The sequence below is a fragment of the Paenibacillus sp. J31R120 genome (genome assembly GCF_056269225.1).
Genome location: NZ_JBWDNN010000002.1, coordinates 745,450 through 769,353 on the forward strand (window position 1 = coordinate 745,450; position 23,904 = coordinate 769,353).

Consider the following 23,904-nt stretch of genomic DNA (forward strand, 5'->3'; position numbering starts at 1 on the left):
GTTATAGCAATCATTATATTATTGGTATAGAAGAGACAGGCCGTATCCCGACGACCTGTCTCTTTTTGTGCGATTCAGTGTTTATTGCTCTCTCCGTTAAATGGGCAGCGAGACCTTCTTCCACAGGCTTGCCGTTTGCGGACCAGGATACCAGTTCGGGGCATAGGCGGTATGGGATTGCACGCAGCTGTAGAACGAGCCGTCATGGAAGACGACTTGACCCGCCGTATAAGTGCCTCCCAAAGTCCAAGATTCGATGATGTTCAGCTCGACATCGACAGATGTGGAATAAGAGTAGGATTCGACGCTTACCGGCTGCCATAACGCTGGCGTCTGATCAGGGGTCCAATTCGTCGCGTAAGCGGTATGGGCCTGAATCGCTTTGTAAAAGATGCCGTTATACTCCACAATATCATTGACGTTGTACGTGCCGAGCCAACGCCAAGGAGCCGCGATTGATTCGGGCTTAAGCGTCAGGTTTTGAAAGGAAGCCGATGAGGAACCGTTCAGCGTAGTTGTGATGCGCAGCTCCAGTGTTTCTCCGTAGGAGATATCAGTGTCCGTGTCACCCTTTAACGTATAGCGATTTCCATCCCTTGCTGTAATGACTGCGCCTGCGACGGATTCAATGTTGCCGTCGAAATCGAATTGTAGCACCCAGGGGGAAATCGTATTGTTTCTGGCCGGGTCCACATAAAGATTCGTAATGCGCAAATCTATGATAGCGGTTTCAAAACTTGTGCCGATTCCCCAGGCTGTTCCTTGTGCGGATACTTGAAGCGGAGCGCCGGATTGTGCGCCTGCAGCCGGGGCGATTAGCGAAACCATAAGCAGAGCAAGTGCAAGCCATGATGCGGTCATTTTTGTCATTTTTTTGCGCATGAACAATTCCTCCCAAAAATGGATTTTGTGGTATAGCGATATAACTATATGCTTGCAGATTTGCGCTTAGTATAGCGGGGATACAAATCTGTCACGTTTGAGATAGAGGGGCGGGCTTCTCCAAAAGGCTAATTGTGCGTGACGGTGTTTTCGCCGGATTAACACTCTGTTTCACTCGAAGCTTATCATTTGCATCAATGTACGATAATAAAGTAGAAAGCAAATGATGATGCCAAAGGAGCGGATCGAATGAAGCTGAATCACCTTAATCTTACGGTTACGGATGTAGGAGCGGCAAAAGACTTTTTGATAACCTATTTTGGGCTTAAGCTTGGAGGGGAGCGCGGGCGGTCCTTCGCGGCTTTGTTTGACGATAATGGAATGGTACTGACGCTAATGAAAGGGAAAGAAGTGAAGTACCCCTCTACGTTTCATATCGGGTTTAGCCAGGAGAGCGAGGAGAAGGTGAATGAAATCTATAAGCGGTTAATCGATGACGGCTTCAGCGCCGATCCGCCCGAAAGAGCACATGCTTGGACGTTCTATGTGGAGGCTCCGGGAGGCTTCACCGTTGAGGTGATGGCATAATAATAGGCAAGAGAAGAGAAAATGCTGGAACATTTCCCTGTCCTTATGCGTAAGAAAAGCAATGCGCTAGGGCAAAGGAGATTCTGACATGAATGGATTGTTCGGATTTATTTTGATTATATTTGGCGTCATATCAGCTGTATCTCCCCAGTCTGTCTGGTATATATCGGTCGGCTGGAAGTTCAAGGATGCCGAGCCTAGCGATGCGGCTCTTGCTATGCACCGGATCACGGGTGTGATTGGCGTCATTGTTGGCATCATCCTTATTGTATCAAGCTGTTCGTCCGGATTTGTCAGTACGAAGTGGGAGAAACAGTTCCAGGAGCGGATTGAGGCGGGTGAAGTGACGAATATATCTTTTGACTATAATCGAATAAGCATCACGGCTGAGGAACGGGATATGCTTGTCAGGATGATGAAGGAAGCGGCGCTTACACGGTTCGATCTTGGCACGAGTTACGGCTACTCGGGTTCAGGGGTCATGACATTTCAGGACGGCGAAGAGGTGAAGCTGATTCTGTTCGGACCTTCCGGCGGAATTGAGCTTCATCCAAGTGACGTGAACCATGCGTACCGGATCGAGAGCACGGAGCTTGAGTCGTGGATTAAAACAAACATTATAAATTGGGATTAATCATAAAACCTCCGAGCATGCCACTGCAGGCGCGCCCGGAGGTTTTATGATTGATGTTGCATGGTTTGCTGAAAACATGCTGCGATATGCACGCTGTCACGCTTCCGATAGCGGTTGATCTGTGGGTGCCGGTAATCCGGAAGTAAGGAGACAATTCCGCAATCAAGAAGAAGTATGCGCAAGGCGGCTCCTCTATAATGGAGCTAACCATAACTTTGAGCAGAGGAAGGGAGTCATGCATGTTGAGAAAATTGATTGTACAAGAGATGGTATCGCTGGATGGGTATTTTGCGGGACCGGAAGGAGAGATCGACTGGCATCGTGCGGATGAGGATTATGTGGCCTATGCGGGCTTATTTCTGCAATCCGTTGACCTGCTTCTCTTCGGACGGGTGACGTATGAGCTAATGGCGGCTTTCTGGCCAACGGCAAAGCATGAGCTGGCTTCGGTCATGAATGAGCGAGAGAAGATTGTTTTCTCCAAAAAGTTGGTTTCGGCGAATTGGCGGCATACCCGGCTGGTTTCACACGATGCGTGCGAAGAGATCAAGCGGCTGAAGAGGGAAGCGGGACAAGACATGGCGGTGCTTGGGAGCGGGTTGCTGGCATCATCCTTGCTCCGTGCAGGACTGGTCGATGAAATGCAATTAACGGTTGTGCCGATCATTCTTGGCCATGGCATCCCGTTATTCCGGAACATCCACCCACAGGTCCCTTTGCAGTTGGTCCACACAGAGAGCTATCTCTCAGGCAATGTGCTGCTGCGCTACCGCATCATTGGGGGTGACCGGGATGGATCATAACAGAGCCATTATATATGCGCTGTCGGTCTCGCTGGACGGTTATATCGAAGGTCCGGATGGCGATATTGGCTGGTCGATGCCGGACGGAGAGCTGCATGATCATTTCAACCAGCAAGAGAAGGACATAGATATCCATCTGTACGGACGCGGATTGTATGAAAATATGTCTGGTTATTGGCCGTCGGCACGGGACAATCCGAAGGCTTCCAAGGAAGAGCTGGCCTATGCTCGTCTATGGCTCGATATGAGGAAGGTCGTGTTTTCGCGGACGCTTAAGGAAGTGGGCTGGAATGCAACATTGGCGAGCGAGGATATAGCTGAAGAAGTTGCGAGGTTGAAGGAGGAGCCAGGCAAGAACCTGTCGGTTGGCGGTCCGGGACTGGCGGCATCCTTTATAAAGCTTGACTTGATCGACGAATATCACGTGTATGTATTTCCGGTTATTTTGGGAGGCGGCAAGCGGATGTTTCCGGTGCTTGCGGCACCCAAGAAGCTGCAATTGGCAGATACGCAAGTCTTTCGCTCCGGTGTCGTGAGGCTCCGATATACACGATAGCTGCGCGGGAGCCGCTTACTTGCGTCTAAGCAGGTTGAGCAGCGGAACGCGGTACTTTCTCACGAGCAGCCTGCATACCGCATATAATATAATCGTAGACAGGATGCTGTTTATGATCGATCCAATTAGAAAGTCCAGACCGATATCGCTAACATCCTTGAAATGACCGATTGTCTCTACATAATCGGGCTCCGGCATCTGTTCATTGATCACGTCGTCCAGGTCGAATGATGGAGAAGTGAACAGCTCGGTCACGAGATGGCCTGTCCAGTAGTTCATATAGAATAACAACGGCCACAGAACGGAACCGAGCGATGACGCTAATATCGCTGAAGGCATATTGCCCCGTACCAGACGTGCCATTGCAATCGACAACGGCAAACCAATGCCGAAGGTAGGGAACCAGCAATGGAAGAAGCCGATTGCAAATCCAATGGCGATCCGATGATCGCCTTTTTTGATGCGCAGCATGCGTATGCCGTAATAGGTCAAGTATGTTTTTAGCTTATGCAGCACATGGGTGGCTCCTTGCAGACAAGATGTGGAATATTAGTAGTAGTGTAGCAGAAGAGGAGGCTTAACGTATACGGTTTTTCATATTTGATTAACGTTTTGTTAACGGCTTTACAATAGTTTAACTCAATCGATAACAATGGACAAATAGTTGCTCCTTAGACTAATGAATAACAACGATAGCTAGGAGTGATTGAAGAGTGAACAAGACGACGAAGAGAGTGTTGACCTTCGCGCTAGCTGCGCAGATGACAGTCGGCTCTATCATGGCGGGAGTTGCGGCGGCAGAGCCTGATGCTGGCCTTACCCCGGGCACGCCTTATGAAGCAGGCAACCGCTATAATGCGGAAGTGCCCCATATCATTATTAATCAGGTATATGGAGCGGGCCTTGCAGAGGATGCAGGCGTGCTTGTGTCGCATGGCTTCATTGAATTGTTTAACCCGACTGAGCAAGATATCGATCTGTCCGGCTGGTCGCTTCATTATGCGGATCGCGGGAGCAATGCGCAGACAGGACCGACGCTGGGCTGGCAGAAGCTTGATCTGAGGGGCGTCATTAAAGCGAAATCGTCATATTTGGTAAAAGGCAAACCAACCGGCTCCGCAAGTCCAAAGCTAGATTTGTCGGACAAGGGCGACCTGGAGTGGGATCGTTATCTTAACAATAAAGGGCTGAAGGTTGTGTTGATGAGCAACCAGCTGCCGCTTGATGATGTACTGGATATCAATCCGTATCAGTCGAAGCCTGAAGGTTACGTAGATATGCTGGGCACAGCGAGCAATGACAAGGGAAGCACGATTGACGGCTACGAGACGGATTATCCGACAGGCTCCACAGAAGGAACCTCCAAGAAAAAAGCGGTGCGCCGCGTGGAATTCAAGGATTCGGACAACAACAAAGCGGATTTCAAGCAAGTCGACTATGAGACGGCGGTCGGTGCAGAGCTGGCGGCCATTAGTCCGCGCGATGGCTCCGATGGCGACTGGGCGAATATGCCTGATCCGCTTGTATGGGAGACCGCTTCTCTTCCTGTGGCCTATGCCGGCCAGCCCTATTCTGTAACGGTTAAAGCGGTGGGCGGAGCAGCTCCTTACGAATATGAAGCTACTGGACTGCCAGAGGGTCTGACCATTACGAAAGAGGGTGTCATTAGCGGCACGGCGGCGGCAACCGGCAGCTATGCGGTGACCGTAACTGTTAAGGATAGCGGGACACCAGCCTCTGTAGCAGCGAAGGAGCTGGCGCTGAATGTTCAGGTGTATCAGGCTGTCGTTGAGGACCAAATTGGTATCTCCAAAATCGGTGAATATGCCGTGGGGCAATTCAATGCGGATGGCGGTGTAGCCGAAATCGTCAAGTTCAACAGCGACAATGGACGCTTCTATCTGGTTAATGGCGCTGCGAACCCGCCAAGTCTGGATATTGTCAATCTGGGCGATGCAACCGGCACTCTTCAGAAGGAGAAGAGCGTACTGGTGAAAGAGCTGGCTGAGAAGAACGGTTTTGCATTCGGGGATTTGACGAGCGTTGATATTAATACGGCGAACAAGCGAATCTACGTCGCCGTACAGGAAGCGGACCCGAATAAGAAAGGAAAAATTCTTGCCTTGGACTATGACGGCAAGCTGATCGCAGAATATGCGGCAGGTATTCAGCCGGATATGATCAAGTCGACGCCGGACGGCCGTTATGTGCTGACGGCAGATGAAGCAGAGCCGCGTCTGGGCACGGAAGATCCTCCGGGCAGCGTTACGATTGTGGATACGAAGACGGGACAATCGACGCAAGTGTACTTCAGTGATCCGTCGGTCATCGATGATCTGGTACACATTCGCGGTGCAGCAGATCCTGCTGACGGCCGCATCAAGAGCAAAGGTACGAAGGAAGACGCATACCGCGATCTAGAGCCAGAATATATCGCGTTGTCCAAAGACAACAAGAAAGCGTATGTAGCTCTTCAAGAAAACAATGCAATTGCGGTTATTGATATTGCGGGCAAAAAAGTGGATGCGGTGAAAGGATTGGGCTTCAAAGATTTCAGCGATGCAGCCAATGCGCTGGATCTGCAGCGCGATGGCGCGATTCTGCTGGAGAATGCTCCATTCCAGGGTATCTATATGCCTGACGGAATCGCTTCCCACACCATCAACGGCCAGACGTATCTGTTCACCGCAAATGAAGGCGATGCAACAGAGTGGCCGGGCCGCACGAACGCCAGCACAATCGGAGCGATGAAGGACTCACTGAACCCGGATTCCGACGCCTACAAATTCCTGAACGGCACAAGCAAATATGACAGTGTTGAAGTCGTATCGGATATGGGACATGACGGCATCTATCTGTATGGCGGACGTTCCTTCTCGATTTTCAATGCGGACACGATGGAGCGGGTGTATGACAGCGGCAGCGATTTTGAAACCATCACCGGCCAGAGATATCCCGATTTCTTCAATGTCAGCAACAGCAAAATTACAATGGACGATCGCAGCACGAAAAAAGGACCTGAGCCGGAGGATATTAAGACAGGTATCGTCGGCAATAGAGTGATGGCCTTTATCGGTCTGGAGCGTGTCGGCGGCTTCATGACGTATGATGTGACCGATCCGCATGCGCCGTCTTTCGTGAACTATACGAATTCCCGCGTATTTCTGAATGAGAGCGGCAAGGTGAACCTGGATACGGATACCGGGCCGGAAGGACTGGAATTTATCCCGGCCACGATTAGCCCGACTGGATTGCCGCTTCTGCTTGTCGCATACGAAGTTGGCGGCAAGGTAGGTGTATACCAACTGGAGGTCACCAAGGTTACGCTGGATCGCAAGTCTGCATCGTTAACGGCGGGAGGCGCTTCGGTTAAGCTGGCTGCCGAGGTGGTGCCGATGGCAGAGGGAGAAGCAAGCGTCACATGGTCCAGCTCCGATGAGTCGGTAGCGAAGGTGGATGCGAACGGCACAGTCCGGCCGCTTCGCGCAGGCAAAGCGGTCATTACAGCCATCAGCGCTGACGGATACGGCAGCGCGGAAGCAGTCGTGACGGTAACTTCAAGCGGCGGCGGAAGCACGCCAAGCCCGGAGCCGACACCGGAACCAACGCCAGAGCCGGAGAAGCCGGAGCCAACTCCTGAGCCTACGCCAGAGACGCCTGTCTTCAACGATGTGAACGGGCACTGGGCGAAGAATGTGATCGGCAAGCTGGCGAAGGCAGGCATCCTGCTCGGCAAGCCGGATGGCAGCTTCCAGCCCGATCAGAAGATGACAAGAGCGGAATATGCGGCTGTTCTGAACAGGTTGCTGGGTCTTAAGCCGGACCAAGCGGAGGCAGCATTCGATGATGTGCCAGAGCAAGCTTGGTACAGCGCAGATATACGCAGCTTGAGCGCGGCGGGCATCATCTCTGGATTCCCGGATGGAAGCTTCCGCCCGGGCAGTGAGATTACGCGTGAGGAAGCATTCGTCCTGCTGTATCGTGCGCTGAAGGATAAGCTTGACAGCCAGGCGGGATCAAGCGCGGCTTACACCGATGAAGCAGATGTATCGGCATGGGCCGTGGAAGCCGTCAAGGCGCTGACGCAGGCGGGCGTGCTGGAGGGCAATGCGAACGGCGAGCTGAATCCGAAGGCGACGATTACCAGAGCGGAGATTGCTAAGATCGTATCGTTCTTCGTGAAGGAATAGAGTAGATTATTCCGCTTCAACGGATTTCTTCATCGAGCAAAATAGCGGTAATAACGAGTGGCGGTGCCCAGGATCAATTCCTGGCATCGCCATTTTGTGTTTTGGTTGTCATTCTTTTACTATATGGCCATGGCCGAGACAAAACGGAGCAAAATGTTCTGGATAAGCAAAGCGTGCGCCTTTGTATCCGAATTCCTACCTTTGGGCCTTCAATAGGGGAATCTGGATACAACAGCGATCGGAAGAACAATTCTTGCGCAGGTTGCTATTTTCGCTATGAAAAAGTTCTATCCTTTCAACCTTGAAAGCCGCCAGCACATGCGATATAGTAGTTGGAATTCTTGTAACAGGGAGGCTTATCCATGGATATGAAATCGACGAATCCTATTCTAATCTCCATTCCTGAACGGTTCGAGAGCGAACGGCTCATTATACGGGCGCCGCTGCTTGATGATGGCCCTCTGGTCAACGCAGCTGTGCAAGCCAGTATGGACGAGCTGCGTCCATGGATGCTTTGGGCGCGGAATGTGCCGACGGAGGAGCAATCGGAAGTCATCTCACGGCAAGGCCGAATTCATTATCTGGAGCGGGCCGATCTTAGAATGTATGTGATTCATAAAGAGACCGGGCAATTCATCGGGAGCAGCGGTCTGCACCGGATTGACTGGCAAGCGCGGAAGTTCGAGATTGGCTATTGGTTGAATACACCGCATAGCGGGCAAGGCTATATGACGGAAGCGGTAGAGCGCATTACGGAATTTGCGATTCAAGAGCTGCAGGCCAACCGGATTGAAATCCGTATTGATGCGAGCAATGAGAGAAGCATTCGTGTTGCGGAACGGCTCGGATTTACACTGGAGGTCCGCTTCGCAATGAGAAATGCGATGTCTACGGCAAGTTAAGCCATACGCGCATCTATGCGAAGGTACGCGGAGCGGAGTTTGTATAAGAATAGGCCGATTTTTCTTTTTAAACCGATTAATACCCGCTCTATATGGCGCGGTTAATGATAAAGTAAGGATGGGCTATTGGAATTGAATTTGGATGAATAGAGAGGATCGCCACGGATGAAACAGAACAAATACGATGATCAAGGTTTCTTTGACCAATATAGTCAGATGGCGCGTTCGGTAGGCGGATTGGAAGCGGCAGGGGAATGGCCTGTACTTCGGGGAATGCTGCCCGATCTTCAGGGCAAAAGGGTGCTCGACCTCGGCTGCGGATATGGCTGGCATTGCCGCTATGCTAGAGAGATGGGAGCAGAGAGCGTAGTTGGCGTCGACCTGTCCGACAATATGCTGGCGCGTGCCAGGGAGATGACCGACGATCCGCATATTGAGTATCGCCGGCTGGCCATTGAGGATTTCGACTTTGAAGAAGGGCAATTCGACGTCATTCTGAGCTCGCTTGCGCTTCATTATGTGGAGTCGTTCGAGCTGACTTGCCGCAAGGTCTATCAAAGCTTGGCGCTGGGCGGAGCATTCGTCTTCTCCGTAGAGCATCCCGTCTTTACAGCTCGGGCAGAGCAGGATTGGCATTATGGTCCGGAGGGGCAGCGGCTGCACTGGCCGCTTGACGATTATCAGGAAGAGGGACTGAGAGAAGCTCGATTTTTGGGCCATGATGTCATGAAGTACCACCGGACAGTTGCGACATTTATGAATAATCTGATTGAAGCCGGATTTGCCATTACGAAGGTCGCGGAGCCGAAGCCGACTGAGGCGGCGCTGCTGCAGTATCCCGAGATGAAGGATGAGGCCCGCCGGCCAATCTTTCTGCTCATTGCGGCAGTGAAGGCATAGAAAAGTTGGAATAATGAGAAGGCCGCGTGTTGCGCGGTCTTTTGGCATTCTATGCTCCTTGCCTGGCTGGGTGGCGGGAGAGGAAGTATCTGCTATTCTAGGTTTGAAGGGGGATACTCGTGAGTCATAGTAAAGACAGGTTGATCTACGTCGGGGTGACTGTACTTATGCTTGCTGCCGGACTTGCTACAAGGACATGGGCAAGCTATATGCCGGAATTTGTGGCGCTGCATGCCGGCGATGCGTTGTGGGCGGCTATGATCTATGGCGGATTTCGTGTCATAGGCGCGCATAAAAGGCTGGAGTGGGCGGTGGCATGCAGTATTGGCTTCTGCTTCGCCATTGAGATCAGTCAGTTGTATCAGGCTGATTGGATTCATGCCGTCAGGGAGACGAAGCTTGGCGGACTTGTATTAGGCAGAGGTTTTTTGTTCGTCGATTTAATCAGATACGTCGTTGGCATTCTGATCGTGTACGCTGCGGATCGATTGGTCCGCTCCAGTCAGGCAAAATGATAAGGGTGAAGTTTGCGCATGACGGGCTGCGTTGCTATCATACATACATATCATGCGAAAGAAGGACAGCTTAATGGAGAAGACGATAACGTTGCTCACGGCCTATAATGAATCAACCTATCCGCTCATTGGACATGGCAAGCGGAATGCGCAGGTGTTGAAAGAAGCATTCGCGAATATAGACGACTCGCTAAACGGAGATATGTATGGCTCGGGCAAGGTAATTGAGCAGTTCCAGGATAAGATGGCCAAGCTATTAGGGAAGGAAGCGGCGGTGTTTTTTCCGAGCGGGACGATGGCGCAGCAGATCGCTCTGCGGCTATGGAGCGATGAGAAGGGCTCAAAGAAGATCGCATACCATCCGTTAAGCCATCTGGAGATTCATGAAGAGGACGGGCTGAAGGAGCTTCATCATCTGGAGCCGATTCTGCTGGCGGACGAGAATCGTCCAGTCCTGCTTCGCGATCTTAAGGAGCTGCCCGAAGATGTATCGGTCGTGCTGCTGGAGCTTCCGCAGCGGGAGATTGGCGGCCAACTGCCGGAATATGAGGAGCTTGAAGCGATGTCGGCTTATTGCAGGCAAAGAGGCATCAGGCTTCATCTGGACGGAGCCCGGCTGCTTGAAGTGCTGCCTTACTATGGCAAGTCTGCTGAGGAAGTATGCGCGTTGTTTGACAGTGTCTATATCTCGGTCTACAAAGGAATTGGCGGGATCGCGGGTGCTGTGCTGGCGGGAGAGAGAAGCTTTGTCCAGCAGTCTAAAGTATGGAAGAGAAGGCATGGCGGCGATTTGATCAGCTTATATCCGTATATTGTCGCCGCGGATTATTATATGGAGCAGCGGCTGCCGCGCATGGCGCAATATTACCGGGATGCTGTTGAGCTTGCGGGATACTATCGCACATGCGGCGCGTTGCGTGTAAGGCCGGAGGTGCCTGTGTCGAACATGTTCCATGTCCATTCGAACTTGCAGAAGACACAGCTGGAAGCCGCCTTTATCCGTGTAGCGCAGGAGACTGGAATTGGCTTGTGCAGCACGATACGGGAGCATAAGGCAGGCGGCATTTATTTCGAAGTGAGCATTGGCGATCGCTATGCCGATGTCCCGAAGGCTAAGCTGGAGGAAGCCTTCGGAGTATTGAATGAAGCGTTTAAGGCTGAAGAAAGCGGAAGTCTAGAATAAGGCCGAGGAGATGCTTAACAGCAAGCTTGGTAAATGTAAAGCAGCGCCCCCGTAAGGGTACGGGGACGCTGCTTTTTTTGTGGCCGGGGTGAAGGAATTTGAAGTGGCGATTAGTAGATTATGCGTGAATTCCTTACAAGCAGAGCTTGCGGAGGGCGGTTTTGTCGATCTTGCCGACCGATGTCCGAGGCAGCTTCGCGGTGACGGCAAGGCGGGTAGGCAGCTTGTAAGCGGCCAAGCGACCCGAGCCGTAGCTCCTTAGCTCCTGCAAGTCTATCTTAGATGAGCTGTCACGCAGGACGATAACGGCTGTAACGGCCTCACCGTCTTCCTCCAACGGCGTGCCGATAACGGCAATCTCACCGATATGCGGATGTGAGCCGAGAGCCGCCTCAACCTCTGAGCCGTATACGTTGGAGGCACCGACGATAATGATATCTTTTTTGCGGTCGGTCAGATAAAGAAAGCCATCCTCGTCGAAATAGCCTATGTCGCCCGTATACAGCCATCCGTTCTTGATCGCCTTGTCTGTCTCCTCCCGATTGTTCCAATATCCGAGCATCATGCCGCCGCCCTGGCACATAATTTCTCCTGTTTCGCCTTGCGGAAGCTCCTGCCCTGAATCATTTACGATTCGAATCTGGAAGGGAGTCTGGCCCCAGGACGCCAGATCAGTCGGTCTTCCTACAGATCGCAGCCGACCGGTTTTGCCTTCTGCAAAGCATTGGTCTACGGATAAAAAGCTGATGAATTGGCCGCTTTCCGTCTGGGCGTACACTTCGATTAGCTGCGCATTCGGGAATACTTCGCGTGCCTTGCGGAACGTGCTTTCGCTGATGGGTGCTCCGCCGCAGGAAATCCTTTGGACGGATTGAAACTGCCTGTTTGCGTGGCCGTCCAGATAGACCAGATCGCGGAACAGCAGGCCTACCGTGCCGAGAGATTGAATAGACTCCCGCTCAATCAGATCGGCAACCTCTTCCGCTTGAAGCGGGAAGCGCTCGGGATAGAGCAGACAGCCGCCTTCATAGAGTGTCGTCCACAGAACAAATTGTCCTGTCAGATGTGCCTGATTCGATACGATGGATACTTTGGACGGATGGTGCCCGCCGCCAAGCTCCGGATTCAGGAAGGACCATCGGCTGATCGAGCGATGAGAGTGCATGACCCCTTTGGAGCGGCCTGTTGTTCCTCCAGTGTAGATGATCATAGCGATGTCATCTGGCAATGCTACATGATTATCCTCGAGCGGCGGCTGGTTTGTTATAAATCCTGCTATGGAGCAGGGAGCGGCTCCCGGCTTGCAGCTAATGGAGATAAGCTCCCGACCAAGGCTGTCGTTGATGATTGCCAGGACCGGACGAAGATCGGTATGGCATTCATCATGGACAATGGCGATGGGCGCCGCATCCTGAAGCATCTGAGCAAGCTCTGACGGCGCAAGTCCGGGGAAGAGCGCGACCGGAATCGCGCCTATGGCGACGGCTGCAAGCTCTGCGACGGCAAGCGTGGGTGAGGGGTGGCCGATTAAGGCGATGCGGTCTCCGGGGCGGATGCCAAGCTCGCGCAGACCATGCGCCGCGCACCGGGTATAATACCATGCCTGTTCATAGGTAAGTGTCTCGCCTTCTTGCTTCATCGCGATTCGATTGGGATGCATACTTGCGCTAGTTGGCATAATGCGGGACAACAGCATGAAGAACCCTCCAATCTCAAATTATGCATATGGTTATACTTGGTTATATGAACGTAACATGTTCCGAGTGGAGAGGCCAATTATTTTTGCTTATTGAAAGCTGAACCTTTCTTTATAAAATGTAACAAACGGGTGGACTATTTTACAAACATACGTTCCCATATTATACTAGTAGTATGATGATTATAGGAGGAAGATGAGATGATCTCTACTTGCAACCAAGCGGTTATTAACCGTTTTGCTAGCTTAACGGAATGGGTGGATAAACTGGCCGAAGTATCAGATCAGGAATGGTTCGCGCCAATTGCCGAAGGAAAGGCTTCGATTGCGGGAATTATCGCTCATTTGGCCCAGTGGGACCGCTATCTCATTGCAACAGCGGTGCCTGACGCATTGCAGCGGCAGGGAGTTGTTTTCCCGGATTTTGATTCCTTTAATGCGGGGGCTTATGCGCATGCTCGCTCTGGCATCGCCAAGCTGCAGCTGATCGAACAATTCAGGTCAACCCGCTTGGAGCTATGCAGGCTGCTGGAGAGTATCGGAGATGAGCTTCTGGAGCTTCCCATCACGGCTAATGGAACGACTTTATGCCCTCATACCGGAACGCCTTATTCTTTAATTTATATTACAGAAGAATTTATCGAGCATGATATGCACCATCAGAGACAGATCGGTGATCGGTAGCGTCGCCCGGACGCGCTCGAATGAATGGGGCAAAGGCATTATACGGAGAAATAAGAACCGTGAAGGATGATTCGAACATTGACGAATTTGGACAGGTTAAATGATGCGATCAGCCGTATCTCGTCCGATGAAGCCAGGACACATACGCTGCACTTGCTGCTGAGGGCGGAGATGGTGAACGACAACCCGCAATCAAAGGATCAGCTGGTCGAGGATATGATGAATTTGCAGGAGCAGCTTGTGCTTAGGGCTCAGTATGGCGTTCGTTCCTGGGAGCCGGACAGCAGCAGCCGTTATGTACATATCGTATACGGGGATTCATTCGCCGGCAGCTTGAAGCTGGCGCTTCACAAGCTGGGCCTGGAGGCGGAACACAAGATCATCGTGCTGCGGGAGCGCTATGCGATGGGGCCGCTCTGGCGGCTCCATGAGACGGAAGGGCTCGCCCGCAGAGGTGAGTGGCTGCGTGATCATATTAATGCGGAGGATGACGACAGGGACGCTTATGATCGTGCGGAGCAAGTAAGGAGACAGCTGGCTGCCATTCCGCATGATGCGTCGATTATGCTATGGAGCAGCGGGAATGCCTATGAGCAGACGGGACTGCGGCATGCGGCTTACCTGACCAAGGATATGACCCAGACCTGCTATACGATTGTGGCAGCAGAGACTTGCTATAAGCTATTTGATCGTCCTGATCGGAGTATCCGCTACCTTCATTCCGGTGAAATTCCGGACGAGAAGCTGGCCGAAGTATGGAAAGCGGGAGCTCAGCAGCAACTGGACGCTGCAAGGCGCAGCTTGCTGGCGCGGGAATGGCTGGAGCTGGAGCAGACGGAAGAGGTTCTGCGCATATGGGAGCAGGAGGGAATTCAATCCGTTTCCGACCATTATTATGACGATTATTTGATGGCGACAATCGAGCAGCTCCATCGGGAACGCGGCAATCGGGACTTCATGAAGGCTGCCCGTGTTATCGGACAAGCGCTCGGCTATTGTGAGCAGTACGCAGATGACAGCTTTCTGGAGTATCGGCTCCGGGAGCTCATCTATAGGGGAAGGCTTCAGATTAAGGGAGTGCCCCGCGCTATGAGATACTATAGTGTAAGAAGTCCGGCTTCGTACGCGCCGGAAGTGAAGGGATCGCCTGAATAGGGCGGTCCTTTGTTCTGTGCTGTGAATTAGAATGATAGGAAAGCAGAGAGAATAGCAACCATTTCTTTCCTCCAAGCGTTGTATAAGTGAACCTCCGATTTTGTAGAATCAAGCATTTGAGGAGACGGAATAGACAGAATGACAGAATCGCTGGGCACCGGGCTTTGCATCCTGTATAGGCGGCATAGGTAGAAGGGAGAAGGGGATGAAGTATTTCTGGAAATTGAATGTTGTCAGCGCGATATTGGGCGCATTGATATTTATAAGCACCGAATTAATGGTGAATGTGTATCGCATAAGCAGAATAGGGGAGTGGGAGCTTGGCGCGGTTGTAGACGGCGTAGAACGAATCAATATCGGGTTAGCGGCGCTAGCGCCAATCTTAATTGCATCTATGGTGTGGAAGTGGCTGGAGGGCAGAGCTTCGAGTTATTGGTCGCTGCTATTGTGGGTTCCTTATTTTGTGTTGTTCGTGTCCCTCTTTGCCCAGCTGTTTCCTGAGACTCACCAAGGAGACCGCCCGGCTCCTGTTACAGGACTTATCATCATTGCAATGACGGTTGCTTATCCGTTCTACCTTGCCTTGCCGGTATCGCTGGGATTCTGGCTGAACCGGAGACAGATGAGGGGAGATTCTGCGATCCCCATAGAATAGCGACAACCGCCTGAATCCAGGCGGTTGTTTTGTTGGTTATTTACTATGCAGTGGCGAGCGCTTCAGGCAGATCTCGCTCATAAGTCTTATAGGAGACATAACGCTGTACGCCTTTGCAGCCTTGCCAAGCTTGCCGGGCATACATGATTGATTGTTGCCGGTTGCCCTTGGCAAGCTCGATCTCCGATAGCAGACTGTTTCTCATCCACGGCTTGGATACGCCTGCCGCCAAGCTGTGGGCTTTCTCCAGATTGCCCTCCCCGATATGAACGGCTGCTTCATAGTACGATCGGTATTGCCCGGCTGGAATGTGAGGAAGTACTGCTTGAATGGTATCTGTATTTTTTTGATGCGAAGCATACATAGCGGTATACAAAGCTCTTCGGGTAGGGTTCTTATGCTTGGCGAGCAGCTTCTCCAGCAGAGCTTCGGCTTCAGCTGTCCGATTGTTGGCCATCAAATAACAGATATAGAGATCCGGATTTTTATGCTGCTTGATTAAAAATTTCTCCAACCGGTCGATTCGGGTCTCCCGCAGCAGAGAGTAGAAGAACGGGACGAACAAGGAGCCAGCGAGCACAATTAGAATGAGGTAAACATAAGGTCTGGGTGTTCCGATTGACGTTAACCAGAAGCAAAATAAAAAGATCAAGAAATAACCGATTAATCTGCGCGCAAATCCTGAAATGGTAGGACACTCCTTCTGATAGCATTTAAAGTTCAGTATAGCACAGCTTCAAGAATATGGTTATGGAGGCAACGGAAAAACCGGACACTCTGCATGTGCCGCAGGTTGTCCGGTTTATGATCAGCATTTTAATAGGTAGTAGAGTCGTTAGCCCTGCACAGGCACGATCTTGTAAAGCTGTTTGCCTTCCGCTGCGGAAGCGTCATCCTCTTGCAGGTTCAGCGTCCAGCCGAAGGAGAGGACGGATTCCAGGCGGCTTGCTTCTTCCTCTGACAAGGAAGCGATGACCGCTTCGGCTCCAGGTTCAAGTGCCAGCTCCGCTTCTTGTCCGAATACAATCAAGATCCAGCTATGAATGCCGCGAATGGTATTGAATTTGATCTGATAGCCGTCACGAACGGCTTGTGTGAAGGTCAAGGCTTGCTCTGCCGCGAGCGTGGTCAATCCGGCATAATCGAATTTGAACTTGCTGTCGTCCTTCGGCAGATTGCCCGTCTGCACGCGATTAATCAATTCATCGTCAGTCCAGCCTTGTGTCTTCAGCGATTCAAGTGAAAGCGCGTCCCACTGTGACAGCTTCGTCTCTGGCTTCGTTCCTTTTCCCATGTTCATATCGCTCCTTAATTAATTTTTAGATCAATAGGAGAAAGAGACCTCTCCGCCATCAGCGATGACGGATGCAGTCTCTTCCCATGCTCTTGCCTCTTATTTGCTTGCTTTGTATGCGTTCAGATGCTCTTTCACTTTAGCCGCGTCGGCTTTCAGCTCAAGACCTGTATTCACGAGCGGGCTAAGCGTGGATACGGCTTTAAATTTGTTGCCGCCGTAGTAAGCCAGGAACTCGTCTTGGTTGATGGAGTAGAGAACGGCTTTTCTCAGATCCGCGCTCTCCGCTACCGGACGGTTCTTCGTGTTGAACAGCAGGTACGAAACCGCGTTGCTCGGCAATGTTTGAAGAGCCAGCTTGCTGTCGCCTTTCACAACGTCGAACTTCGTCTCGCTGATGCCGTAGAACAGGTGGATCTCGCCGCTGCGCAGTGCGGCAAGCGCGCTGTCAGCGTCTTTGATGAAGCGGATTTTGATGTTGTTGATATTCGGCTCATGGTCAGTGCCAGGCATGTAAGCCGGGTTTTTCAGGAAGATGGCTTCGTAATCGTTTTTGTAAGAAAGGATGTAAGGGCCGCTTGTGTACAGCGTGTTGTTGTACTGGCTGCCTTCCGTCACGGTGTTTTGGTCGCCGTAAGGAATGTCCTTGTTCACGTCGAACTTCTCAACGTCGTACGTGTTGATGCTTTCCACTTGCTTCTTGGATACGATACCGGCCGATTGGTGAGCCAGATAGTTCAGAACCTGAGGGAACGGAACTGTCGTTGTCAGCTTCACGACTTGGTACTTGCCGTCTTTTGTGCTTGCTTGGTTTTTGTCGCCTACAAGCGCGGAGATTTTGGTTGGAAGACCTTTCTCCAGAGCGGCTTTTACGCTGTCGCCTCCGCCAGATACGTTCACGCCTTCAAGGGCAGCGATATCCGTTACCACTTCAACGTTTTGAATATGCTCATGCAGCGTGTACGTACGGTGATCCGGTACGGAGTTTTTGTCCTTCGCGCGGTTCAGAGCGAAGATAACGTCGTCCGCGCCTACGCGCTCGCCTGTATCAACTGCTTTTTTGTCTTTGATCTGTGCGAAGTTAATGTCGTCGCGCAGGATAAAGTAGTAATCGGAATTGCCATCGGCAATGGCATGGTTGTAGGACAAGGAGCCTTCCGATGTAATTTTGTCATCATCCGTCAGGTTGAGCAGACGAACGTACAAATTGGTGTTGATGATGTTAATGGAGCCGTCGTTTCCTTTGATCGGGTCAAGGGACGTCAGTGTAGGCATGGTCGATTGCAGCACCAGAGATTCGGTTGCGTTCTTCGCCGTATCTTTGAAGCTTACATCCTCCCAAGGAAGGGAGCGCGACTTGGAGATACGAACGGAGTCCAGGTTCAGCACGTCTTGGTTCAAAGCTTGCGCTTTAAGCGAGCTGTACAGCGGAGCGATATAAGCTTTGTCGAAGACCAGCTTCTGATCGAACTCCTTGTAAGTCGCTTGGAACTCTTCAGGCGTCTGGGTTGAAGCTTTGTCGACCAAAGCGTCGATCTCGGAGTCCGCCAGTATGCTGTAGTCGCCGCCAGTCTTGAACAGGGAGCGAACCGCATAGTCAGGGTTGCCGGTTACGGTTGTCCAGCCGGACAGGGCAATATCATAATTGCCAGCGTCTTGCTGTGCCTTGAAGCTGCCATAGTCAGCTTGCATGTTTAGCTTGACGTTAAAACCGTTTTTCGACAGTTGGTCGCGAACAATATTCAGATCTGCTTCGTTCGCGCTCATGCCGAGCAGCTCGATCGTTACCGGAGTGCCGTCTACAACAGGCTCTCCGTCCGTCGGAGTCGGAACCTCGTTGGTGTCGTTCTTGGTGGACAAGGTGCAGCCGCTAAGTACAATCATAAGGCTAAGCAGCAGCAGTACGGCAAATTTGCCTTTTTTCTTCATGGTATTCCCCTCCTGCAATATATAAAGATGGTGTATGTTAACTCACATTCATTCATCGTCCGGTCCTGGTTTCGAAACGTAGAAGTCGATGGAACATGAATGAGGTTACGAAAGGTTAAGGCATCCCTGCTCTAGTCGAGCTTAGGGTCCAGTGCGTCGCGCAAGCCGTCGCCAAGGAAGTTGAACGAAAGCACAAGCGCGATAATGGCAAGCCCCGGATAGATCGCGGTGAACGCATGCGTCTCCAGATAAGCGCTGCCCAGCTTCAAGATATTGCCCCATTCAGGGATATGCGGCTCAACGCCGAGTCCAAGATAGCTGAGGCTGCTCGTCGAGATGACGGCCGTGCCGATTGTTAGAGTTGACTTGACGATCATGGGAGCGAGCGAGTTCGGGACGATATGCTTGAACAGAATGATGCGGTCGCTTGACCCGAAGGCTCGTGCAGCCTGCACATATTCTAGTGTCGAGACGAGCATGACATTCGCTCTCATCGTCCGGGCATAGGTCGGAATGGCCCCTACGCTAAGCGCGATGATCAGATTGACGGTGCTGGCGCCGAAAGCTGCGATAATCGCAATTGCCAGCAGGAAGCCGGGAATCGCATACAGGATATCCAGCGCGCGCATAATGATGTTATCCGTCTGCCTGCCGTAGTAGCCCGATATTGCGCCCAGCGCGCCGCCAATGATGACCGGAATGAGCGTCGACAGCAAGCCGACAATAAGGGAGATTCGGGCGCCGAACACGATGCGCGAGAACAGGTCTCTGCCGAAATTATCCGTGCCGAGCGGATGAGCCAGGTTGGGCGGCTGAAGAATACTGCTGTAATTGTTGTTAATCGCCATGCTGTAGTCAAAGGTCCAATAGCTTGTAATGGATATCGTCATCAGGAACAGGATGAACATAAGACCCAGCATGGAAGTGGAGCTTCTGGACAGCTTCGCAACCACATCGCCCAGCTTGGAGCCGGATGTATAGTCCCTGTCGCGCAGCTTGGAGAAAAGCAGAAGCCCAAGGCCAAGCGCGAACAGATTGCCTGATAGGGAAGTCAGAATCAATAATAATGCGATAAGTCCCAGCCAGCGAGGCAGAACATCCCGGTCGCCATATTTTGCAACAAGGAGCAAGCTGACTAACTGAATAACTGCGGAAATGATTAATAAGAACATGCCGAGAATAAAGTTGTCCGCCACATACGGTTTGAATACATTCAGCGCAGATACGGCGAATACGAGCAGCGTTGTGATGAACGTATAGACCGCAAGCGTATAGGAGGCGTTCTTCTTCCGCTTGACTAGCTGGAAGGCGGTAGTCGCTACGAATACGTTCGCAGATAGAAGGCTGAGCATCAGCACATGGCCAAGCGCCCTTGTAGAGCGCTTGATTTCGCCAGTCTCCATCAAGTTTTTGCGAATGAAGTACCAAGCCGCGAATTGCAGCAGCGTAAAGAACAGATAAACGATGCTTACAGCAAGCACGGCAGGCTTGAAGCTTCCTTCGGCAGGCGAATAGCTGTTCAGCAGCAATACAATGGCAAGTGCCAGGGATACGATGCCGGCAAAGCTGGCTTGGCCGTATTCCGAGCTGGACTTCAGCCTGAAGCGTATTTCTTGCTTGGTGATGGATGAATTTGTCACGGGAAGCACCTGCTTTAGTATTGTTTCATCTTGGACCGGATTCTAGGATCAAAGAAGGCGTACAGAAGATCGACAATGACATTGACGATAGATATCGTAATTGCAGTATAGACAACGCCGCCCATAATAGCGGGGATGTCGGGTATAAATTGCTTGTCAACGATGTAGCTGCCGATACCGCTAATGTTGAATACTTTCTCCGTCACCGCTGCACCGCCCAGCATAGCGCCGAATTGCAGGCCGATGACTGTAATAATCGGAATCAGGGCGTTGCCGACAGCATGCTTCCAAAGCACATGTCTGCGAGCAAGGCCTTTCGCCTTGGCAGTTGTAATGTAATCCTCATGGATAACCTCAAGCGTAGAGGACCTGGTCATCCGGGCAACGGCGGCAGTTAGCCCTGTCCCCAGCACGACGATCGGCATAATGGCCGACAGCCAATTGGCAGGATTGTACGTCGCAGGCAGCCATGAGAGCTTGATTGAGAAGTTCAGAATAAAGATCAAGCCTTGCCAGAAGTTCGGAATGGATAGTCCGAGCAAAGCAATGAACATAAAGGTGTAGTCAAAAAATGAATTTGGCCGCGTAGCCGATATGATACCGATAGGCAATGCAATCAGCACCGCAATCAAGGTCGAGATGACTGTCAACGTCAGTGTAACCGGGAATTTGTTCGCAATGGCGGTCGATACATATTCATTGCCCGCGAACGACTTGCCCAGGTCAAACGTTAGTATGCCCCTAATCGTATTCCATAATTGGGTGAGATAGGGTTGATCCAGTCCATACAAGTGATTGAAGGCTGCGATCTGTTCCGCGGTTGCCGTCTCGCCCAAAATATTGGTGGCCGGATTCATCGGCGAAATGTACAGGATCGTGAATACGACGAACGCAACGCCGAATATGACGAAGATCGCCATAACTAGGCGTTCCGCAATATATTTCAAATAAGGATTGGCATACACCGCCATAAGCAGATACATCGGAAAGCCGATGATGAGCGAGATTGCAAAGAAGAGAGGCTGCTGAATGAGCTTCTGGAACGTGTCGCCAAAGGAATATTGCGTTCCATTGTCGCTGTTCAACCTAGCTTGCAGACGCTCCTGCAATCGTTCTTCGAATTTCTTATCGGCGATTCTGGCTGCTTCAGCCTCAATGTGCTTATCGCTGACGGTATTGCCGAAAAAGCGGTGCTTTCTCTGAAGCTGATCCTTCGCTTCGGCCAACATCTTGTCCCGATAGCCGGATTGCAGCAGTTCATTTCTCGTATGTTCGATCACACCGCGATAACCCTGAGCGGATCTGCGATATTGATAGAAGATGTATACGATGGCGGAAATGGGCGCTCCCGCGAGCAATAAGAGCAGCCTATAGGTCGGATGTAGTAACATTTTGCGGTAGACGGCGGCTATTCTCTCAGCCATGCCGTTCCCGGTTGCAGTGGCGTGCCCTATCAAGCAAGTCCGCTCCTTTTCATTCCAGGATTTTTTAATTGCATTATTCCGATCAATATAGTAGATTTTATTTTAAGGATTTCGAAAAGTCAACATCCTTATTATTGGTAAATACACAATCTATATTATACATTATATAATATGCAATAGAGAAGAATAACGATGGATTAGCGATGAACGAAACCATTTTTCATAATGGAAAATCATAACAATGCGGGTGACAACATGAATATATTATTAAAAGTTAATGATTTATCCGTTTCCTTCTATTCGCGTGACAAGGAAGTAGAGGCTGTCCGCAGTGTCAGCTTCGAGGTGAAGGAAGGAGAAACGCTGGGTATCGTAGGCGAGTCCGGGAGCGGCAAGAGCGTGACCGCCCGCACTATTATGCGCTTGCTGCCCTCGCCGCCGTCTATGGTTAAGGGCGGAGAGGTGTACTTTAAAGGACAGAACCTAGCCGACAAGTCGGATGCCGAGATGGAAGCGATCCGCGGCAGAGATATCGGCATGATCTTTCAGGACCCGATGTCCTCACTTAATCCGACCATGAGAATCGGCAATCAGATCGAGGAGAGCTTGATCAAGCACCGCAAGCTGGGAAAGGCCGAAGCACGGAAGCAAGCGATCGAGATGCTGAAGCTGGTCGGCATTACGAACCCGGAAGCGCGCTACTATCAATATCCGCATGAGTTCTCCGGCGGCATGCGCCAGCGGGTTATGATTGCGATCGCTTTGGCATGCAGACCGGCCCTCTTGATTGCCGATGAACCGACTACCGCGCTGGATGTGACGATACAAGCCCAAATTCTTCAACAGATGAAGGATATCCAGAAACAGCTTGGCACATCCATTATTTTGATTACGCATGATCTTGGCGTGGTGGCGGGGATGTGTGACCGTGTAGTGGTCATGAAGGAAGGCGAGATCGTGGAGACGGGGACGACGGAGGAGATCTTCTCCAATCCGCAGCATCCTTATACGCTCAGATTGCTGAACGCGCTGCCGCGTCTGGACGAGAAGAAGAAGCCGAAGGCGGTGCCAAGCTTTATCCATCAGGAGGATGATGTGCCACTTCTGCAGGTTCGTTCACTGAAGCAGCATTTTGACCTCGGCAAAGGGCAGATTGTCAAAGCAGTCAACAATATCAGCTTCGATATCCAGGCAGGGGAGACGCTTGGCGTTGTAGGCGAGTCCGGCAGCGGCAAGTCTACGACAGGCAGGACGATTCTCAGGCTTCACGAGGCGACAGGCGGCGAGGTGCTCTTCCGGGGCATTCCGCTCCACCAATTGAACCGGAACGAGATGAAGAAGATGCGGCGCCATATGGGGATTATTTTCCAGGACCCGTACGCTTCGCTTAATCCACGGCTGCGCGTCATTGATATTATTGGCGAAGCGCTGGACGTGCATGGCATGTCCACGGGCAAGGCGCAGCGGCAGAAGCGGGTGGAGGAGCTGCTGGAGATGGTTGGCCTGAACGCTTCCCATGCGCTCCGCTATCCGCATGAATTCTCCGGCGGCCAGCGCCAGCGGATCGGTATTGCGCGTACGCTTGCCGTCGAGCCGGAGTTCATTATTTGCGACGAACCGCTATCGGCGCTGGACGTCTCGATCCAGGCTCAGATCGTGAAGCTGCTGGAGGAGCTTCAGCAGCGACTGGGATTAACGTATCTGTTCATCGCGCATGACCTGTCGATGGTGAAGCATATTAGCGACCGGGTCGCGGTCATGTATCGCGGCAAGATTGTAGAGCTGGCGGAGAGCGAGGAGCTGTATGCCAATCCGCTCCACGACTATACCAAGTCGCTGCTGTCCGCCATTCCCGTACCAGACCCCAAAGTGGAGTCGCAGAAGAAGCTGATCCTGAATACGGAAGCATCCAAAGCCGATCCATACGGACTGGAGCGCTCCGAATTTATAGAAGTAACGAAGGGACATTGGGTAGCTGTTGCTAACGGCTAAGCGATTTGGGATCTGTCCCAAAAGTTAAGATAGTTGTGCCACACACCGCTAATTGCATCAATTGGGTAGGGACACGGAAATAGCGGTGCCACTCACCGCTAATCGCGCCCAAAGAACAGTTCCAGACCATAATCGGTCTGGAACTGTTTTTATGTCCGCAGACTGACACAGCGGACAAGCTGGCAGTCTATCATTTCAAGCGGAATCCCTGAACAAGAAATAATAGAAAAATCTCCCTGATGGTGATGAACATAACCCGTGTCTACTTTAACGAATTATGGT

General features: G+C 51.6%; 21 protein-coding genes. 13 read left to right on the forward strand and 8 right to left on the reverse strand.

The annotated features are described in order from the left end of the window. Positions 1–96: 96 nt before the first annotated feature. Positions 97–882: a carbohydrate-binding protein gene (locus AC0YNW_RS09885; RefSeq protein WP_475831804.1), complete on the reverse strand. Its 786-nt coding sequence runs from the start codon at positions 880–882 to the stop codon at positions 97–99. A gap of 249 nt (positions 883–1,131) precedes the next feature. Here AC0YNW_RS09885 and AC0YNW_RS09890 point away from each other — a divergent pair, with 249 nt between their 5' ends. From AC0YNW_RS09890 to AC0YNW_RS09905, 4 genes are all read left to right on the forward strand, one after another. Next, positions 1,132–1,470: a VOC family protein gene (locus tag AC0YNW_RS09890; protein ID WP_387469958.1), complete on the forward strand. Its 339-nt coding sequence runs from the start codon at positions 1,132–1,134 to the stop codon at positions 1,468–1,470. Positions 1,471–1,558: 88 nt separating this feature from the next. Next, entirely contained in the window at positions 1,559–2,104 is a 546-nt protein-coding gene (locus tag AC0YNW_RS09895) for a DUF6199 family natural product biosynthesis protein (RefSeq protein ID WP_475831805.1), read from the forward strand. A gap of 239 nt (positions 2,105–2,343) precedes the next feature. Then, a complete protein-coding gene (locus AC0YNW_RS09900) occupies positions 2,344–2,907 on the forward strand; it encodes a dihydrofolate reductase family protein (protein WP_475831806.1) in 564 nt (187 codons plus the stop codon). Continuing rightward, positions 2,897–3,463 carry a dihydrofolate reductase family protein gene (locus tag AC0YNW_RS09905; protein WP_475831807.1) on the forward strand — a complete coding sequence of 189 codons (567 nt, stop codon included), beginning with the start codon at positions 2,897–2,899 and terminating at the stop codon, positions 3,461–3,463. The genes AC0YNW_RS09900 and AC0YNW_RS09905 overlap by 11 nt, the downstream gene beginning before the upstream one ends. A 15-nt stretch (positions 3,464–3,478) precedes the next feature. Here AC0YNW_RS09905 and AC0YNW_RS09910 read toward each other — a convergent pair whose 3' ends face one another. Then, entirely contained in the window at positions 3,479–3,979 is a 501-nt protein-coding gene (locus AC0YNW_RS09910; protein WP_387469951.1) for a DUF2062 domain-containing protein, read from the reverse strand. A gap of 197 nt (positions 3,980–4,176) precedes the next feature. Here AC0YNW_RS09910 and AC0YNW_RS09915 point away from each other — a divergent pair, with 197 nt between their 5' ends. From AC0YNW_RS09915 to AC0YNW_RS09935, 5 genes are all read left to right on the forward strand, one after another. Then, complete coding sequence (locus AC0YNW_RS09915; RefSeq protein ID WP_475831808.1) at positions 4,177–7,653, forward strand: choice-of-anchor I family protein; 3,477 nt, start codon at positions 4,177–4,179, stop codon at positions 7,651–7,653. A 362-nt stretch (positions 7,654–8,015) separates the two neighbouring features. Then, positions 8,016–8,555 carry a GNAT family N-acetyltransferase gene (locus AC0YNW_RS09920; RefSeq protein WP_475831809.1) on the forward strand — a complete coding sequence of 180 codons (540 nt, stop codon included), beginning with the start codon at positions 8,016–8,018 and terminating at the stop codon, positions 8,553–8,555. 165 nt (positions 8,556–8,720) lie between these two features. Continuing rightward, positions 8,721–9,455, forward strand: coding sequence for a class I SAM-dependent methyltransferase (locus AC0YNW_RS09925; RefSeq protein WP_475831810.1), 735 nt, complete (start codon positions 8,721–8,723; stop codon positions 9,453–9,455). Between the two features lie 119 nt (positions 9,456–9,574). Continuing rightward, positions 9,575–9,970 carry a ribosomal maturation YjgA family protein gene (locus AC0YNW_RS09930; RefSeq protein WP_475831811.1) on the forward strand — a complete coding sequence of 132 codons (396 nt, stop codon included), beginning with the start codon at positions 9,575–9,577 and terminating at the stop codon, positions 9,968–9,970. Between the two features lie 73 nt (positions 9,971–10,043). Beyond that, on the forward strand, positions 10,044–11,153 hold the full coding sequence (locus AC0YNW_RS09935) for a threonine aldolase family protein (protein WP_475831812.1): 1,110 nt from the start codon (positions 10,044–10,046) through the stop codon (positions 11,151–11,153). Between the two features lie 133 nt (positions 11,154–11,286). On the opposite strand, the gene AC0YNW_RS09940 is transcribed toward AC0YNW_RS09935, so the two are convergent. After that, complete coding sequence (locus AC0YNW_RS09940; protein ID WP_475831813.1) at positions 11,287–12,849, reverse strand: class I adenylate-forming enzyme family protein; 1,563 nt, start codon at positions 12,847–12,849, stop codon at positions 11,287–11,289. Positions 12,850–13,050: 201 nt separating this feature from the next. Between AC0YNW_RS09940 and AC0YNW_RS09945 the strand changes: the two genes are divergently transcribed. From AC0YNW_RS09945 to AC0YNW_RS09955, 3 genes are all read left to right on the forward strand, one after another. Continuing rightward, positions 13,051–13,533, forward strand: a complete 483-nt coding sequence (locus tag AC0YNW_RS09945; protein WP_475831814.1) for a DinB family protein — start codon at positions 13,051–13,053, stop codon at positions 13,531–13,533. A 78-nt stretch (positions 13,534–13,611) separates the two neighbouring features. Beyond that, the gene (locus AC0YNW_RS09950) at positions 13,612–14,688 is read left to right on the forward strand and encodes a DUF1835 domain-containing protein (RefSeq protein ID WP_475831815.1); all 1,077 of its coding nucleotides are present in this window, start codon (positions 13,612–13,614) and stop codon (positions 14,686–14,688) included. Positions 14,689–14,893: 205 nt separating this feature from the next. After that, the gene (locus AC0YNW_RS09955; protein WP_475831816.1) at positions 14,894–15,343 is read left to right on the forward strand and encodes a hypothetical protein; all 450 of its coding nucleotides are present in this window, start codon (positions 14,894–14,896) and stop codon (positions 15,341–15,343) included. A 43-nt stretch (positions 15,344–15,386) separates the two neighbouring features. On the opposite strand, the gene AC0YNW_RS09960 is transcribed toward AC0YNW_RS09955, so the two are convergent. From AC0YNW_RS09960 to AC0YNW_RS09980, 5 genes are all read right to left on the reverse strand, one after another. Further along, entirely contained in the window at positions 15,387–15,857 is a 471-nt protein-coding gene (locus AC0YNW_RS09960) for a hypothetical protein (RefSeq protein ID WP_475831817.1), read from the reverse strand. 321 nt (positions 15,858–16,178) lie between these two features. Continuing rightward, positions 16,179–16,637 (reverse strand): hypothetical protein, encoded by a 459-nt coding sequence (locus tag AC0YNW_RS09965; RefSeq protein ID WP_475831818.1) that lies wholly within the window; start codon positions 16,635–16,637, stop codon positions 16,179–16,181. Positions 16,638–16,736: 99 nt separating this feature from the next. Beyond that, entirely contained in the window at positions 16,737–18,566 is a 1,830-nt protein-coding gene (locus tag AC0YNW_RS09970) for an ABC transporter substrate-binding protein (RefSeq protein ID WP_475831819.1), read from the reverse strand. 131 nt (positions 18,567–18,697) lie between these two features. Next, positions 18,698–20,206: an ABC transporter permease gene (locus AC0YNW_RS09975; protein ID WP_475831820.1), complete on the reverse strand. Its 1,509-nt coding sequence runs from the start codon at positions 20,204–20,206 to the stop codon at positions 18,698–18,700. Positions 20,207–20,220: 14 nt separating this feature from the next. Then, positions 20,221–21,663, reverse strand: coding sequence for an ABC transporter permease (locus AC0YNW_RS09980; protein WP_475831821.1), 1,443 nt, complete (start codon positions 21,661–21,663; stop codon positions 20,221–20,223). Positions 21,664–21,885: 222 nt separating this feature from the next. Between AC0YNW_RS09980 and AC0YNW_RS09985 the strand changes: the two genes are divergently transcribed. Next, positions 21,886–23,622 (forward strand): ABC transporter ATP-binding protein, encoded by a 1,737-nt coding sequence (locus tag AC0YNW_RS09985; RefSeq protein WP_475831822.1) that lies wholly within the window; start codon positions 21,886–21,888, stop codon positions 23,620–23,622. Positions 23,623–23,904: the final 282 nt, after the last annotated feature.

Bases quoted from the DNA above. Each gene is read 5' to 3' on its own strand.
- AC0YNW_RS09905 (WP_475831807.1), top strand. From the start codon at position 2,897: ATGGATCATAACAGAGCCATTATATATGCGCTGTCGGTCTCGCTGGAC.
- AC0YNW_RS09925 (WP_475831810.1), top strand. From the start codon at position 8,721: ATGAAACAGAACAAATACGATGATCAAGGTTTCTTTGACCAATATAGT.
- AC0YNW_RS09920 (WP_475831809.1), top strand. From the start codon at position 8,016: ATGGATATGAAATCGACGAATCCTATTCTAATCTCCATTCCTGAACGG.
- AC0YNW_RS09885 (WP_475831804.1), bottom strand. From the start codon at position 882: ATGCGCAAAAAAATGACAAAAATGACCGCATCATGGCTTGCACTTGCT.
- AC0YNW_RS09965 (WP_475831818.1), bottom strand. From the start codon at position 16,637: ATGGGAAAAGGAACGAAGCCAGAGACGAAGCTGTCACAGTGGGACGCG.
- AC0YNW_RS09890 (WP_387469958.1), top strand. From the start codon at position 1,132: ATGAAGCTGAATCACCTTAATCTTACGGTTACGGATGTAGGAGCGGCA.
- AC0YNW_RS09895 (WP_475831805.1), top strand. From the start codon at position 1,559: ATGAATGGATTGTTCGGATTTATTTTGATTATATTTGGCGTCATATCA.
- AC0YNW_RS09985 (WP_475831822.1), top strand. From the start codon at position 21,886: ATGAATATATTATTAAAAGTTAATGATTTATCCGTTTCCTTCTATTCG.
- AC0YNW_RS09955 (WP_475831816.1), top strand. From the start codon at position 14,894: ATGAAGTATTTCTGGAAATTGAATGTTGTCAGCGCGATATTGGGCGCA.
- AC0YNW_RS09970 (WP_475831819.1), bottom strand. From the start codon at position 18,566: ATGAAGAAAAAAGGCAAATTTGCCGTACTGCTGCTGCTTAGCCTTATG.
- AC0YNW_RS09945 (WP_475831814.1), top strand. From the start codon at position 13,051: ATGATCTCTACTTGCAACCAAGCGGTTATTAACCGTTTTGCTAGCTTA.
- AC0YNW_RS09900 (WP_475831806.1), top strand. From the start codon at position 2,344: ATGTTGAGAAAATTGATTGTACAAGAGATGGTATCGCTGGATGGGTAT.
- AC0YNW_RS09935 (WP_475831812.1), top strand. From the start codon at position 10,044: ATGGAGAAGACGATAACGTTGCTCACGGCCTATAATGAATCAACCTAT.
- AC0YNW_RS09940 (WP_475831813.1), bottom strand. From the start codon at position 12,849: ATGCTGTTGTCCCGCATTATGCCAACTAGCGCAAGTATGCATCCCAAT.